At 47.6% G+C, this 15,370-nt stretch carries 15 protein-coding genes; 11 read left to right on the plus strand and 4 right to left on the minus strand.

The window, feature by feature from the left end; genetic code table 11:
• Window positions 1-119: 119 nt before the first annotated feature.
• From ABC831_RS15405 to ABC831_RS15415, 3 genes are read left to right on the plus strand one after another with little or no spacing between them, the layout of a single operon-like run.
• On the plus strand, window positions 120-1,028 hold the full coding sequence (locus ABC831_RS15405; RefSeq protein ID WP_343248996.1) for a mechanosensitive ion channel family protein: 909 nt from the start codon (window positions 120-122) through the stop codon (window positions 1,026-1,028).
• 45 nt (window positions 1,029-1,073) lie between these two features.
• A complete protein-coding gene (locus tag ABC831_RS15410; RefSeq protein ID WP_343248997.1) occupies window positions 1,074-2,318 on the plus strand; it encodes an adenosylhomocysteinase in 1,245 nt (414 codons plus the stop codon).
• A gap of 58 nt (window positions 2,319-2,376) precedes the next feature.
• Window positions 2,377-2,787, plus strand: coding sequence for a DUF3842 family protein (locus ABC831_RS15415; RefSeq protein WP_343248998.1), 411 nt, complete (start codon window positions 2,377-2,379; stop codon window positions 2,785-2,787).
• A 2-nt stretch (window positions 2,788-2,789) separates the two neighbouring features.
• On the opposite strand, the gene ABC831_RS15420 is transcribed toward ABC831_RS15415, so the two are convergent.
• Entirely contained in the window at window positions 2,790-3,968 is a 1,179-nt protein-coding gene (locus tag ABC831_RS15420) for a hypothetical protein (RefSeq protein ID WP_343248999.1), read from the minus strand.
• 53 nt (window positions 3,969-4,021) lie between these two features.
• Window positions 4,022-4,576 (minus strand): ECF transporter S component, encoded by a 555-nt coding sequence (locus ABC831_RS15425; RefSeq protein WP_343249000.1) that lies wholly within the window; start codon window positions 4,574-4,576, stop codon window positions 4,022-4,024.
• A gap of 457 nt (window positions 4,577-5,033) precedes the next feature.
• Between ABC831_RS15425 and ABC831_RS15430 the strand changes: the two genes are divergently transcribed.
• Complete coding sequence (locus ABC831_RS15430) at window positions 5,034-6,272, plus strand: 6-phosphofructokinase (RefSeq protein WP_343249001.1); 1,239 nt, start codon at window positions 5,034-5,036, stop codon at window positions 6,270-6,272.
• Window positions 6,273-6,339: 67 nt separating this feature from the next.
• Here ABC831_RS15430 and ABC831_RS15435 read toward each other — a convergent pair whose 3' ends face one another.
• Window positions 6,340-6,681: a cupin domain-containing protein gene (locus ABC831_RS15435; RefSeq protein WP_343249002.1), complete on the minus strand. Its 342-nt coding sequence runs from the start codon at window positions 6,679-6,681 to the stop codon at window positions 6,340-6,342.
• A 43-nt stretch (window positions 6,682-6,724) separates the two neighbouring features.
• On the minus strand, window positions 6,725-7,489 hold the full coding sequence (locus ABC831_RS15440) for a tRNA lysidine(34) synthetase (RefSeq protein ID WP_343249003.1): 765 nt from the start codon (window positions 7,487-7,489) through the stop codon (window positions 6,725-6,727).
• Between the two features lie 332 nt (window positions 7,490-7,821).
• Here ABC831_RS15440 and ABC831_RS15445 point away from each other — a divergent pair, with 332 nt between their 5' ends.
• The 7 genes from ABC831_RS15445 (at window position 7,822) to ABC831_RS15475 (ending at window position 15,368) form a co-directional block, all read left to right on the plus strand.
• Entirely contained in the window at window positions 7,822-9,117 is a 1,296-nt protein-coding gene (locus tag ABC831_RS15445; RefSeq protein WP_343249004.1) for an AI-2E family transporter, read from the plus strand.
• On the plus strand, window positions 9,114-9,551 hold the full coding sequence (gene dtd, locus ABC831_RS15450; protein ID WP_343249005.1) for a D-aminoacyl-tRNA deacylase: 438 nt from the start codon (window positions 9,114-9,116) through the stop codon (window positions 9,549-9,551). Before ABC831_RS15445 ends, dtd begins: the two co-directional genes overlap by 4 nt.
• Window positions 9,552-9,626: 75 nt before the next feature.
• Window positions 9,627-10,433: a Cof-type HAD-IIB family hydrolase gene (locus ABC831_RS15455; protein WP_343249006.1), complete on the plus strand. Its 807-nt coding sequence runs from the start codon at window positions 9,627-9,629 to the stop codon at window positions 10,431-10,433.
• A gap of 115 nt (window positions 10,434-10,548) precedes the next feature.
• Window positions 10,549-11,499, plus strand: coding sequence for a helix-turn-helix domain-containing protein (locus ABC831_RS15460; RefSeq protein WP_343249007.1), 951 nt, complete (start codon window positions 10,549-10,551; stop codon window positions 11,497-11,499).
• 289 nt (window positions 11,500-11,788) lie between these two features.
• The gene (locus ABC831_RS15465; protein WP_343249008.1) at window positions 11,789-13,084 is read left to right on the plus strand and encodes a TrkH family potassium uptake protein; all 1,296 of its coding nucleotides are present in this window, start codon (window positions 11,789-11,791) and stop codon (window positions 13,082-13,084) included.
• A gap of 62 nt (window positions 13,085-13,146) precedes the next feature.
• A complete protein-coding gene (locus tag ABC831_RS15470) occupies window positions 13,147-13,812 on the plus strand; it encodes a potassium channel family protein (RefSeq protein ID WP_343249009.1) in 666 nt (221 codons plus the stop codon).
• Window positions 13,813-14,930: 1,118 nt separating this feature from the next.
• Window positions 14,931-15,368 (plus strand): MarR family winged helix-turn-helix transcriptional regulator, encoded by a 438-nt coding sequence (locus ABC831_RS15475; protein ID WP_343249010.1) that lies wholly within the window; start codon window positions 14,931-14,933, stop codon window positions 15,366-15,368.
• Window positions 15,369-15,370: the final 2 nt, after the last annotated feature.

The following is a 15,370-nucleotide window of genomic DNA, read 5'->3' on the forward strand; positions in this document are numbered from 1 at the left end:
ATAAGAAATATCAGGAACCAAAAACAAATGAAATCCATTAGGGTGCTTCATTTTATCGACAATCTGCGGGCGCGGTCAGCGCGCCCGTGTTTTATGCGAAAGATAATCAGGAGGAATTTATGTATTTGTTCGCACTGTTGACAACCAGTACGGAAGAGCTGCCGGATTTAAAGGATCTGCAGCCGGAGGACGTTAACCGGTTAGTGAAATATGTCAAAGACTCGATACCTGGTCTGATTGATTTTGGAATTAAAATTGTCATCGCTATCGTTCTGTTTTTCATCGGAACCAGACTAATCAAGTTAATCCAGAAACTGATCTGTAAAGCAATGCAGAGGCATGGATCAGAGGTTGGTGCCGTTCAGTTTGTCGGATCATTTGTAAAGGCGGCTCTATATTTTCTGCTGATCTTTATCCTGGCTGGATATTTGGGAGCAGATACGGCATCGATCGTAGCACTGGTTGGATCGGCCGGTCTGGCGATTGGTCTCGCCGTTCAGGGGAGTCTTTCCAATTTTGCGGGAGGAGTTCTGATCTTGCTGCTGCGTCCCTTCAAAGTGGGGGATTACATCATAGAAGGAACCTATGAGGGCACCGTTGACAAGATCGAGCTTTTTTATACCAGGCTGCTGACTGTAGATAACCGGATGGTGATTATCCCAAACGGGATTCTGTCCAACAACAGTCTGACGAATGTCACCGCCCAGGAAAAACGTCAGATCGATATCCGTGTGGGAATCGCCTACGACGCGGATCTGAAAAAAGCAAAGGATCTGCTTCAGAACATAATGGATCAGGATGGCTGTGTATTAATGGAAGAGGATACAAAAGTGTTCGTAGACAGCCTTGCGGACAGCTGCGTACAGCTGGGCCTTCGATGCTGGGTAAAAACGAATGATTACTGGCCGACCCGCTGGCGGATGACGGAAACTATTAAATTGTTATTTGACGAAAATCATATTGAGATTCCCTTTAACCAGCTGGATGTCAATATCAAAGATAATGCTATAGCAAATAAAGCCAAATAATGGTACATTTGATTACAAAACAGGAAACTACAGGAGGAATACGAAGTGAGCGAAATCAGAGATATCACACTGGCAGAATCCGGTGCCAGAAAAATTGAATGGGTAAAGAAGAACATGCCGCTGCTGCGCAATCTGGAGATTGAATTTGAGAAAGAAAAGCCCTTTGCGGGCAAACGGATCGCTCTGTCCATTCATCTGGAGGCCAAGACGGCCTATCTGTGTAAGGTGTTGGCAGCCGGAGGAGCCGAGATGTACATTACCGGAAGTAATCCCTTGTCCACACAGGATGATATCGCGGCCGCCCTGGTGGAGTGCGGGCTGAATGTTTACGCCTGGTACGGGGCTACGGAGGATGAATATAACCGTCATATCAGTTCGGTGTTAGAGCATGATACCAACATCATCATTGACGACGGCGGGGACCTGGTCCATATGCTTCATACAAAGTATCAGGACAAGATCTGCCATGTGATCGGCGGGTGTGAGGAAACTACGACCGGAATCATCCGTTTGATTGCGATGGAAAAAGCGGGGGAATTGAAATTCCCGATGGTGCTGGTCAACAATGCGGAATGTAAGCATTTCTTCGATAACCGGTATGGCACCGGCCAGTCTGTATGGGACGGTATTATGAGGACGACGAATCTGATCGTGGCAGGCAAGGTAGTCGTGGTAGCCGGATATGGCTGGTGCGGAAAAGGGGTGGCCATGCGTGCCAAAGGGCTCGGGGCACAGGTAATCGTCACGGAGGTCAATCCGGTGAAGGCCATAGAGGCTGTGATGGATGGTTTTGATGTGATGCCGATGAAGGAAGCCGCCGCTTTGGGCGATTTCTTCGTGACCGTTACAGGGTGCAGCGGTGTCATTACAGAGGAAGACTTCCGGGTGATGAAAAATGGAGCTATCCTTTCCAACGCCGGACATTTTGATGTGGAAGTGGACGTGAAGGGGCTGAAAGAGATCGCGCTGGAATCCCGGGAAGAACGTAAAAACATCATGGGTTACCGTATAGACGATGACCGCTGGATCTATGTTCTGGGCGAGGGAAGATTAGTGAATCTGGCCTGCGGCGATGGACATCCGGCGGAAATTATGGATATGAGTTTTGCCATCCAGGCTCTGAGTGCCAAGTACCTGGTGGAACATGCCGGTAAGCTGACTGAAAAAATCATACAGGTTCCCAGGGAAGTGGATGAGGAGGTCGCTGCCAGAAAGCTGAGTTATATGGGGAAAAAGATCGACAACCTGACAGCGGAACAGATCGTATACCTGAATAGTTCTACGGTCTGATGTAAAGATCTGGCAGTGCGGGCGGCACAGGATGCCGTCTTATATAAGGAGATATAACATGCGTATCGTGGTAATAGACGGTCAGGGCGGCGGGATCGGAAGCAGCCTGGTAGGAAAATTAAGGGAAGCGGTTTCCCCGGAGACGGAGATTATCGCTGTGGGAACGAATGCGCTGGCGACATCAGCTATGCTTAAAGCCGGCGCCATGGCAGGCGCTACCGGCGAGAATGCGGTGATTTTCAATGCAGCCAGAGCGGATGTGATAACCGGCCCCATGGGGATACTTCTGGCCAACGCAATGTATGGGGAAATTACCCCGGACATGGCGCAGGCGGTTTCCTCTTCGCAGGCATTGAAGGTTCTGGTTCCTATCTCTCAGTGCTCGGTCCGGGTGGCAGGCGTTGCAGGCAAACCTATGGCCGCTTATGTAGAAGAAGTCGCGGCCATAATTCTGGACTGCAAAAACTGAAATTATGCAGGGTGATCCTGGGGTGCGGATATCATTTCTGTATTATCCAGGACCATATGACAGTTTTCTTTGATTCCATAATATTCGAAATATCGGTTCTCCATAGGAATCCATTCCTGTAAAAAGCGCCGGTGCATATGCGGTCCATTTCTTTGCAGAATGCACCGGCTTTGTGCATCCTTTGAGACATCCAGGAAGATTTTAAGATCCGGTTTTAAGCAGCATCCGGGATGCAGACTGTAGGCGCCTTCCACGATCCGCAGGGGCTTTAAAGGAACTTTTATGTAATCCTCCAGTGTCATCGTGGCGCACTGGAACTTTTGATAGGTAAATTCCCGGTGGCAGAGTAATCCTTCGGCTGTCTCCGCGCAAAAACGTTCATAGTCAATATTTCCGCCTGGTTCTTCCAGGCGTTTTTTTGTGCGCTGCGATGCCTGCAAAAAGAAATCGTCCATATGAATCACAGCGGCATCAAAAACAGAGTTTAACAATTCCGCCAGAGTGGATTTACCAGAAGCACACCGGCCATCGATGACAACGGTCACATACTCCTGTTCCGACAGAAGCTCTGCAATACGCCCGATGACAGGCAGATAGTAGCCGTAAGCCTCATAGACGATCCGGTAAGCGGGCCGATAAGCGGCGTGGTAGGCGGCGCTATGGCTGAGAACCGGATAGCCCATCTCCCGATAGGTATTCATATAACTGTGGTATTCGTCTTCCGGGAAAGGAAGATCACCCCGGCGGCAGCAATTCTGAAGCACCTGGCATTTTTCTTCAAAAGAAGAGAGGGAACCCTTTACCGTATTTGCTGTCAGACAGAACATACGATGGATGCAGCCCAGCAGCTGTGCTGGTATCCGCCCATTTATATAGAGCCTGCACAAACCGCTGCCGATGGATTCATAATATCCGCCGGTGGCGATACCGGCATCCTGACTGGTATCCGCCGCTCCGGCCGTCATGGGTTTTGGAGCACCGGACTTACGATTCTGTCCCCACTCTTGATTCTGTTCCCACTCTTTTTTCAGACGGGCAAAGGCTTCCGGCTCGTTTTGAATCATGTGTCCGCCGCCGAATTCATTCTGATAGATAAGCTTTATCAGATCCTGCAGCTTAAGACACGGATAAGTTTGATATTGCTTGATTAAAATATTTGAGAGTTCATGATGGTCAGCCATAAGGTTCTTCCTTTTCGTTCCATTGGTGTGATCCTGCAGATGGATAGGCGGCGTTACACTCGCACAGGTTCATCGCTGGAAAAAAGGTGTGTCCGTTTCAATGCCAGTACGACCGGAGGAATCACGACCAGCTGTAGGATAATACCGGGAACCGCGTTCAGAACGGCTCCGCCGGCGAAGAACTGCCACGTAAAGAGCGTGCCGGCTATGGTTGACAGAATCATGCTTACGATTCCCCATACAATCCTTCCGCCGATCATAGATAAGATCAGGGACAGATAAACTGTTGACACCTTCTTGCGCAGTTTCCAGTAAAACAGGCCGGAGAGAGCACCATAAGCAGCCAGTTCAAAAGCCATAGCCAATGCCGTGGGAAATAGCGGGGGCATACCAAACAACGCGCTTCGCAGAAGCGGGGTAACGATCCCGACTATGAGCCCTAATGGCCAGCCGCAGATAAAGCCGCATAACAATACCGGAATATGCATGGGCAGCAGCATACTTCCGATCTGAGGAATCTGACCGGTAAAGAATGGTAAGACAATTCCTAATGCGATAAAGACCCCTGCAAATACCAAATTCCTGGTCGAAAAATAATTGGTTTTCATAATTTCGTCTCCTTTGGGTAAGCTTTAAGAGGTGGTTCCTGAACAGAAACACAAAAACACCTCTCAAGAATGAGAAGCAGATACCTTCATGGTAATTAGAATGTCTTCCTGAATTCCGATCAGATAAATGAGATCTGTAAAACATGCCTTCCTGGCATTTTTTTTAATTATACTCTGGAAGAACATTCCAGTCAAATGATAAATACAGCATTTTGCTGCAATTGTTAGGTGAAACAGCAATTGTTAGGTGAAACAGCAATTTTCAGGCGAAACAGCAATTTTCAGCATACGTCAATATTCAGCATATCCCAGCAATCTGGGCTTTTAAAGATACAGGAAACTGCACAATCAAGATTAAAAACTTACAATAAATATTAGAAATCAAAAAAATAAATTGTACAACATGCATAGCTCTGATATAATAAAAACAGTATATTTTGAAATGGAGGCGGGCATCATGAAAGGTAATGTAATTGTAGGACAGTCCGGGGGGCCGACTGCGGTAATCAATTCCAGTATCGCCGGTGTATATCGAACGGCGATCGACAGAGGGGCCAGGAAAGTGTACGGAATGCTGCACGGCATTCAGGGCTTTCTCGATGAAAAATATGTAGATCTGAGTGATCACATCCGCAACGACCTGGATGTGGAGCTGTTGAAGAGAACCCCATCCGCATATCTGGGATCCTGTAGATTCAAATTGCCGGAGATCCATGAAGATCGCGATATTTATGAGAAGATCTTCGGGATTCTGGATAAACTGGAGATAGAAGCATTTATCTACGTGGGCGGCAATGATTCTATGGATACGATCAAGAAATTATCTGACTATGCGATCGTAACCGGACACGATTGTAAGTTCGTGGGAGTGCCCAAAACCGTAGATAACGACCTGGCTCTCACAGACCACACACCCGGATACGGAAGTGCGGCGAAATATATCGGCACCTCCACAAAAGAGGTGATCCGGGATGGGCTGGCATTGACCTACGACAAAGAACAGGTTATCATCCTGGAGATTATGGGGCGTAATGCCGGATGGCTGACCGGGGCGGCGGCTCTGGCCAGAAGCGAGGATTGCGACGGGCCGGATCTGATATACCTTCCGGAGCTGACCTTCGATGTGGACAAATTTAAGAAAAAAGTTGGAGAACTGCTGGAGAAAAAGAAATGTGTCGTGGTTGCCGTATCCGAGGGGATTAAAGTGGCGGACGGCCGCTATGTATGCGAACTGTCGGAAGGCATTAATTCCGTAGATCCTTTCGGGCATAAGCAGCTGACCGGAACCGCCAGCTATCTGGCTGGTATGCTGGCTGCCGAATTCGGCTGTAAGAGCCGCGCCATAGAGCTGAGTACCCTCCAAAGAAGTGCGTCCCATCTGGCGTCCCGGGTGGATATCAATGAAGCGTTCCAGGTCGGCGGTGCCGCGGTGAAGGCTGCGGACGAAGGGGAAACAGGGGTAATGGTAATCCTGGAGCGGGTATCCGACGACCCGTATCAGTGCGCCACCGCGGTTAAGAATGTCCATAAAGTTTCCAATGTAGAGAAACTGGTGTCCAGAAAATGGATTAACAAAGAAGGTACGTATGTGACTGAAGAATTCCTGGACTATGTCAGGCCGCTGATTCAGGGAGATTACCCGCCTGTTATGGTAGAAGGACTTCCCAGACATCTGTTTCATAATAATAAATGGTAATAATGGACAGTCCCCTGCGAAATGCTCCGGCATTTCACAGGGGACTACTTTAAACTGCATTCTTTTGCTATTTCTTTTCATCATTGATGATCAGCGCCATAAATACCAGATCATCTTCCCCGGCATTTGCGATCCCGTGACCGTTGCCGGTGGGCGTATATGTAGTATCGCCGGCAGTTACACTGCGTTCGCTTCCATTATCCGTGTAAATGCCGTTTCCGGTCAGGAAGTGAAATGTCTCACTTTCCCCCATATGCTCATGGTAGCCAATCGAACATCCTTTCGCAAGGGTAATCTTCGCGTACAATCTGCACATACCGTTCATCTGCGCATCATCCAGAATATGCTCAATCACTACCGTACCGTTACCGCCGCGCATACCTTCTCTTTTTTCAACTCTGTTGGACATGACGGAAACCTCCTTTCTAATTGATCAGTTCTTTGTTATTTTATCACAGCCCGGACGGGTTGTCGACTTTTTGCGCCGTGCCGGTATCCAAACGATCGGGCCAGCCGGGTATCCGGCCGTTTAAGATGGCTCGGAACATCCGCTCTCTGGCGCCCGGATGCTCAAAGTTTAACTGCCTGACCAGGTTTTTCGCGTATTCCCGCTTAGTAAAACCATCGATGGGACAGCGGCTTTTCGCCACGGGCAGCTGATACTTGTTCTGAAATCCGATCACATCCGCCTCGTTTACATACATCAGAGGGCGGATCACCGTTACATCCATGCGGTCCAGGTAGGTCTTTGGCGAAAAGGAGTAAAACCTGCCTTCAAAAATCAGGGAGAGCAGCATAGTTTCTATTATATCGTCTTTGTGATGGGCATAGGCGACTTTATTACAGCCTAATTCCTTCGCTTTCGTATTGAAGGCACCTTTCCGCATTTTGGCGCACAGGGCGCAGGGATTGGGTTCTTTTCGGTCCTCAAAGATGATTTTGGCGATCTGGGTATCCACCACGGTATAACGAACGCCCAGCTCCCGGCAGAGTGCCCGTACAGGCTCCACGTCGAATTCTTCGTATCCTAGATGCACGGTAACCGCCTCTATGGTAAACTTCCTGGGATAGAAACGCATCAATCCGTGCAGTGCATAGAGCATCGTCAGGCTGTCTTTTCCGCCGGATATCCCAACGGCGATTTTATCCCCCTCCTCAATCATCTGATAATCATCCACGGCCTTTCTGGTGTAACTCAAAAGCTGTTGTAGTTTCATTCCTATTTCCTCCAGTGGCGCGTACGCTGCGCCATTCATTTCACAGATATCTTATCCTCAGACATTACATCATGATTGCACGCAAGCATACTCCCTCTGGGAGATGCACACTCCGCGCCAAGGCAGGCACTACGGCGCAGCTCTAATGTCTATCGACATTATAGCATGAGCCGCCGGATTCAGAAACTGTTTTTCTGATTGAATTATGATTGAATCGGAGTATTAATTCTGATTTTTTATGGAGAGTGTGGTATAATTTGAAAGGATAATGGTCAGAAAACGACTGCGGGAATCCGAATATGTGAAAAAGAGAAAAAAGGTTGGACAAAAAGATGAAATTCAAATGGGACAAGAAGTATCTGCAATGGGGCATAACGGTATTTCTGACCGCTGCTGCCATTCTTATTTTTTACTATTTTATGTTTCACGGGGATAATATACAGGCAGGGATAATGAAGGTGGTCAATATCTTAATGCCGGTCATTTACGGGGCGATTCTGGCCTATCTGCTGACCCCGATCATCAATTTTTGGGAGAGGCATACCTTTGCCGTATACCGGAGAAAGCATGGCGATCCCTCCCGGAAGCTGTGTAAATTCTTTCGGTTCTTTTATATCCTGCTGGCATTGATCCTGGTGGTCGTCGGTCTGTTCGGCCTGCTCTACATGGTCGTTCCCCAAGTCGTGGCAAGCATCGCCACTATCATAATGGGGCTGCCGAAAACTTTACATGATATGGAAGAGTGGGCGCTGGAGCTGCTGCGGAATAATCCGGATCTGGAGCAGGTGATCAGTAACGTGCTGGAGAATGCCACACAGGATCTTCAGAACTGGCTGACGAACGTATTGCTGCCGTCTGTGAATACACTGCTGCTTCAGATATCCCTTGGCGTGGTGGATGTGGTGGTGGTGCTTAAGAACCTGTTTATCGGCTTTATCGTATCCATCTATATTCTGGTCAGCAAAGAAATCTTCGCGGCGCAAAGTAAAAAACTTTTATTTTCCCTTTTAAGACCCCAGAAGGCAAACCTGCTGCTCTCAAACCTCAGATTTACCAATAAGACATTCGGGGGATTTATCAGCGGAAAATTAATCGATTCCCTCATCATTGGTATTTTATGTTTTATTTACACAAAAATCGTAGGCGCGCCCTATGGGATGCTGGTCAGCGTAATCGTTGGAGTTACCAACATCATTCCCTTCTTCGGCCCTTACATTGGAGCGGTTCCCAGCGCACTTTTGATCCTGATGGCCGATCCTATGCAGTGTGTATATTTTATCATCTTTATCATCGTACTGCAGCAATTTGACGGAAATATTCTGGGGCCTAAGATCCTGGGCGGGTCCACCGGATTGTCCAGCTTCTGGGTGCTGGTCTCCATTCTGCTGGGTGGCGGTCTGTTCGGGATCGTTGGAATGTTCGTGGGTGTTCCATTGTTCGCGGTGCTGTACGCCGGTGCGAAAGCTCTGGTGAATAAGTCCTTAAGCGCTAAGAACCTGCCCACGGATACCCAGGTCTATCTGAAGTTACAGGCCGTGGACGTGGAGACGAAGGAATTTGAATATCCGCAGGAATCTGCCGGACATTTGAAAAAGAACATACAGGAAAAGGAGACAGATAAGAAATGAGATTGGTGATTCAAAGAGTGAGCCAGGCGTCAGTACAGGCTGACGGTGAGACCGTAGGGCAGATCGGCGTCGGATTGTTGGTGTTTGCCGGCGTTTCCGACCGGGATACCAAAGAGGACGTGGACAAGCTGGTTCAGAAAATAATCAAACTGCGAATCTTCGAGGATGAGAATGGAAAAACAAACCTATCCCTGAAAGATGTGGGCGGCGAACTGATGATTGTCTCTCAGTTCACGCTGTACGCTGACTGCCGGAAAGGGAACCGGCCCAGCTTCACCGGTGCCGGCAGTCCCGCGCTGGCGGAGCAGTTGTATGAGTATATGATAACTCAGTGCCGCAAAGAGGCAGTGAAGGTAGAACACGGTATCTTCGGAGCGGATATGAAGGTTCAGCTTACAAATGACGGACCTTTTACGGTCATTTTGGAAAATTAGTTTACGTAATATATTTATGTTTACCATATATTATGTAAAACAAATATGCAGATTTACAGAAAGAGGAGAGGAACGTTGAATAAAGCAGCAGTATTTTTTGATCTGGATGGTACGATCTACGATATAAAAAAGGGAATGCCCGATGACACGATGGAGGCAATTCACAGATTGAAGGCGAATGGGCACAAAGCTTTTCTGTGTACGGGCAGAAGTAGAGCCTATCTGCCCAAAGAACTGTCCGCACTTCACCTGGACGGCATGGTAGCTGCCTGCGGGGCTTATATGGAATATCAGGGGCACTGCATTTACAATGAACGGATGTCTGCCCCTGTTGCTAAAAAAACTGTGGAAATTCTGCGGGCCAACGGTTTGGTTCCTGTCATGGAAGGCTGGGATTATCTCTATTATGACAAAGAGGAATATCACAGCGGTATAGACTGGTACGCGGATCTGATCACAGAACAATTAGGTGGACGTTTGCGGCCGATCCGGAACTATGAAAACATAATGGATATCAATAAAGTAAGTGCCAAACGGACGAAAGGGTGCAGTTATGAAAAAGCCCTCCAGGAACTCTCCGAATATTATGACTATATCAATCATGGGGAACATGGGTTTGCCAGCAATACAATCGAACTGGTTCCCCGGGGGGTGTCAAAAGCGACCGGAATCGAACGGATGATCCGGACGCTTGGGATTGCCAGGGAGGATACCGTGGCTTTTGGCGACAGCAATAATGATATGCCGATGTTTGAATATGTACATACCAGAGTGGCTATGGGAAATGCAAGCCAGCCGTTAAAGGAAATGGCGGATTATATTACCGATGATATGTGGAAAGGCGGAATCACCAGCGGCCTTCATCATTTACAGCTGATCTGAATTTACAGCTGATCTGACGGCAGGCCGCATAGAAGCAACCGATAGTTGACAGGCAGTTGGTAGAAAGTTGCGGGTACGTCTGGTATGATCAGACCAACAGGAAGGAGCGAAGATCATGCTGGGAGAAAAAATCAAAAATCTGAGGGAGCAAAACGGATATTCACAGGAAAGGCTGGCGGAACAGTTGGGAGTCAGCCGGCAGGCCGTATCCAAATGGGAAACCGGACTGTCCAGGCCGGATATGGGAAATTTGATCGCGCTGGCAAAACTGTTTCATATTTCTTTTGATGAGCTGATCGGGAATGGGGAAGCCGATCAAAAGACCAACCCCGCTGTTGTGGAAATGCCGTTTGACAGTGAGACGTCTAAGATAAACGAAAATCCGCAAAACATCCCGGAAGAGTCCAACCATATCAGGCACAGGAGTGCAGCAAAGAAGAAAAAGTATTGGAAGAAAAGCCGGATATACTTCACTGCGAGTTGTATGTTAGTCCTGTTGATATGCGGTTACCTCTATTTCTGCTATTATGACACGAAGGGAACAGGTAACCCGGATTCAGGTAAATCAGGTTTAGGTAAAACGGATACTGATAATACAGATCCAGGTATTCTTGAAACCGGAGGGAGCAAAACAGGAGGGAGCGAAACAGGTGAGATGGGATTAAGTGAAGCCGATCCTGGCAATACGGGGATAGGGCGGCCTACGGCAGAAGATCCTGAAGATACGAATATGGATCAACCGCAGGACAGCCTGAACACGGTGGATAGCGTTCAATTCCAAACAGTAGTACAGAATTTTGCAAATGCCTACTTTCGTTCCGATCCGGAAGAGGCTGCGCGATATTCCGTGATTGCGGAAGATGAGATCGAGGTATATCCAGAGGATATTGCAGAGGATCTCGCTTATATGGTGTTAAAATGGAATCCGGAGGACCTGTCCGACCAACCTGTCCGTGTCCAATATCAGTGGCAGGTAAAGGGAAGCGACAGCGCCGATTATCTTGGCCTGGAGGTCATGAAAATCAATGACGAATGGAAAGTCACCTTATGTTATCTGGAAAAATGAGATTCCGCAGTTAAGACAAGTTAAGAATCGCTAAGAAAATGTTAATTTTCCTGTTCCGCAGTTGACGGCCGCAAGGACCATGCATATAATACGCATATAGCTCAAAATAATGAATGCATTGGAAAGAAGCGCCATGGAACAGGTGGATTGTGAAGCGGACCCATATAATAACTTCATATTCTTATATGTATTTTACAGGCATAGACTGTGTGGAAACAAACGCACAAGTCATGCCTTTTTGTGTGCCAAAAGTTTTACAGGGAATCGGAAATAAAGGGGAGTGACATCAATGATACAGTTTTTGAAAAAGCAATCGCCCGGGCGGTTGATCACTATGGGTTTTGCGAGCGTCATATTGTTAGGGGCCGTACTGCTCATGCTGCCATGTGCAGCCAATGAGGGGGTAAAAGTAACTTTTATCGACGCGTTATTTACCTCCACCAGCGCGGTATGTGTAACCGGACTGATCGCCATTGACACAGCGGATCATTTTAACGTGTTCGGACGAACCGTCGTGGCGATGCTCATACAGATCGGGGGCCTGGGAGTTACCTCCGTAGGGGTTGGTTTCATCCTGATGGCAGGAAAGCGGGTCGGATTCAAAGGACGGATGATGGTACGGGAAGCGATGAATATGAATACATCCAAAGGAATGATCCGGCTGGTGAAATCTATCCTGCTCATGACCTTATGCTTCGAGGCAGCGGGAGCGTTCTTAAGCTTCTTTGTATTTGTCCGGGATTACCCCCCGCTTCAGGCGCTGGGAATCAGTTTGTTCCATTCTGTGGCAGCATTTAACAATTCCGGATTTGATATACTGGGCGGCTTACATAATCTGATTCCATATCAAAATAATGTGATGCTGAATCTGATCACCAGCGGTCTGATTATATTCGGCGGCCTGGGATTCCTGGTTATCCTGGATGTGATCAAAAAACATTCCTTCAAAAAGCTGTGCCTGCATTCCAAAGTGGTTATCACCACCAGTATCCTCTTGTTGGCGATCGGAACGGTCCTGTTAAAATGCACGGAAAATATCAGCTGGCTGGGAGCCTTTTTCCAGAGCGTATCCGCCCGGACGGCCGGTTTTTCCACCTATCCCATCGGGACATTTACCAATGCGGGCCTGTTTGTCCTGACCATACTGATGTTCATCGGTGCTTCTCCAGGGTCCACCGGAGGCGGTATCAAGACAACTACGCTTTTCACCCTGCTGCTGACCGCCAAAAGCGCAGCAACCAATCAGCATTGCCTGGCTTTTCACAGGAAACTATCAGACGAGGTGATATCGAAAGCCTTCATTGTAGCATTCTTATCCCTGTTGGTCGTCAGCCTCGGTACACTGGCGCTGTGCATCTGCGAACCGGAATATTCTTTTATTCAAATTTTGTTCGAGGTAACATCCGCGTTCGGTACCGTCGGCCTCTCCACAGGCATTACACCGGATCTGGGTGTGGCAGGAAAGCTGATCTTAATTCTTACGATGTTCATCGGAAGACTGGGGGCCCTGACGATCACTTCCATCTGGGTATTCAAGACCACCTCCAATGTCAGATATACCGAAGAAATGATAACAATCGGTTAAAGAAAAAGCTCCTAACAATTAACATAACGAAAAGAAAAACAAAACGGAAAGGAAAATATGAGATGAGAGGAAAAGAGACTTATTCATATGGAATTATCGGATTAGGAAGATTTGGAACCGCACTGGCCAAAACCTTATCAGAAGCCGGTAAAGAGGTGGTGGTAATCGATCATCTGGAGAGCAAGGTAAAAGAGCTTCGGCAGTACACAGAAAACGCCTTTGTCTCTGAGGATCTAAGCAGGGAAGTATTAGAGGAGATCGGAATCCAGAACTGTGATACTGTCGTAGTCTGTATCGGTGAAAAAATAGATACCAGCATTCTTACCACATTAAATGTAGTAAGTCTGGGAGTACCGCGGGTAATCGCCAAAGCCATCAGCCCGGAACAGGGCGAGGTGCTGGAAAAAATAGGCGCCGAAGTAGTATACCCTGAGCGGGATATGGCCCTGCGTCTGGCCAAGCGGCTCTTAACCAACAATATCCTGGATTATATCAATCTAAACAATGATGTGGAGATCACAGAGATCAGCATCACCCAGGTAATCGCCGGCAAAACCGTCCTGGAGCTGGATCTGCGCAAAACCTACGGACTCAATATCATTGCGGTGGAGCATGACCGCCGCACAGACACGGAAGTAGGACCAGACTATCGTTTCCAGCAGGGCGATATCATCGTAGTCATTGGTAAAACACAGAATGTCAAACGGTTTGAACAATATCTGTCGTAGGGACTTGGGAGGGTGACTATGGTCCGGGCTGAGAGGGGCGCGGCGGGATCTTCCGGGGATGCGCGGACAATCTCGTGGGGCCAAATCGCTTCGGCCAGCCTAAGAACGGGTAACACAGGCGGAGGGAGAACCTTTTATTAGCAGGACCCGGAACAAACTCGCCAAAAAAACGGCTCGGACAGTGTTCCAGGTCCTGCAAGGTTCTCCCTCCACCCGTGTAACCCGTTCTAAGGCTGACCTCAAGCGATTTGGCCCCACGAGATTGTCCGCGCATCCCCGGAAGATCCCGCCGCGCCCCTCTCAGCCCTGCATTATAACAAACCGAGTTCCATGGTCGATATAGCCAGGATTGTTAAATAGGATCTGGTTTAGTAGGTTTGGGTTAATCCGGACTTATTTATATTCAGATGCTTTATATATTGATGTTTTATATATTGATACTTTATATTAGGATACATTATTATTTTAACTATCTATAAAAACATTATTTTAACTATTGACGGAATTCTAAACTTGTTTGTTCTTCAAATAAATTTATTGATTGATTTTTTGAAATTCTTTATTTTTAATTATCTTTACTATTAATTTTATTTTTACTACTAATTATCACCTTTACTACTAATTATCATTTTTATTTGAACGAATAACTAAATTTAGGAAAATGAATCTCAGGTTTCACAAAAGCAGGGGCAGGAGGGCACAGGGAGAGATTCCGGGGGGCGGAGCAAAAAAGAAACGGGAGCCAAATCGCTTGAGGCCGGACCTTAGAACGACTTACGCAGATGGTGGGAGAACCCCGCAGATCCCGGAACACTGTTTGAGCCGCTTTTTGGCGAGTTTGTTCCGGGATCTGCTAATAGGGGGTTCTCACGCCATCGGAGTTAGTCGTTCTTAGGTCCGGCCGATGCGATTTGGCACCCGTTTCTTTTTTGCTCCGCCCCCCGGAATCTCTCCCTGTGCCCTCCTGCCCCGGCCCTTAGTAAGAATCCCTTAGTAAGAACCCCTTAGTATCCCTATCCCAAAGCAGCCAGCAGAACAGTTAACTTAGGTCTTTACAGTTAATCTTTTAGTTAGTATACTAATAATTAGGTTGCTAATTTAAGAGAGGATGCATATATATGAATCATATAAGGGATTCCCTTCATTTGTTGATATTTAAAACGTTTCGTGCACAGCGTAATAAGATCAGGCCGAAGCTGTCAGGGATCGGTCTGTCGGTGGGGCAGCCTAAGGTACTGCAGTATCTCTCGGAACATACGGAATGCATGCAGAAGGATCTGGCCGCTTATTGTGATGTGGAACCGGCTACTATTTCTAAGATGCTGGATACAATGGAAAAAAACGGGTTAGTGAAACGGGAAGACCGAAAAGAAAACCGCAGGGCGTTTCGAATCGTGCTTACCCACGAAGGAGAACTTCGGCTGGCTGCCTGGGATGAGATCTGCAGGAGCATAGACGCAGTGAGCCTGAATGGATTTACCGCGGAAGAAGAACGGCAGTTTAAGAATTACCTGTGCCGAATGTATGAAAACTTGACAGGGAAGGCCCTGGAATAATA

This window comes from Diplocloster hominis, from assembly GCF_032380655.1.
Classification (GTDB): Bacteria; Bacillota; Clostridia; order Lachnospirales; family Lachnospiraceae; genus Diplocloster; species Diplocloster hominis.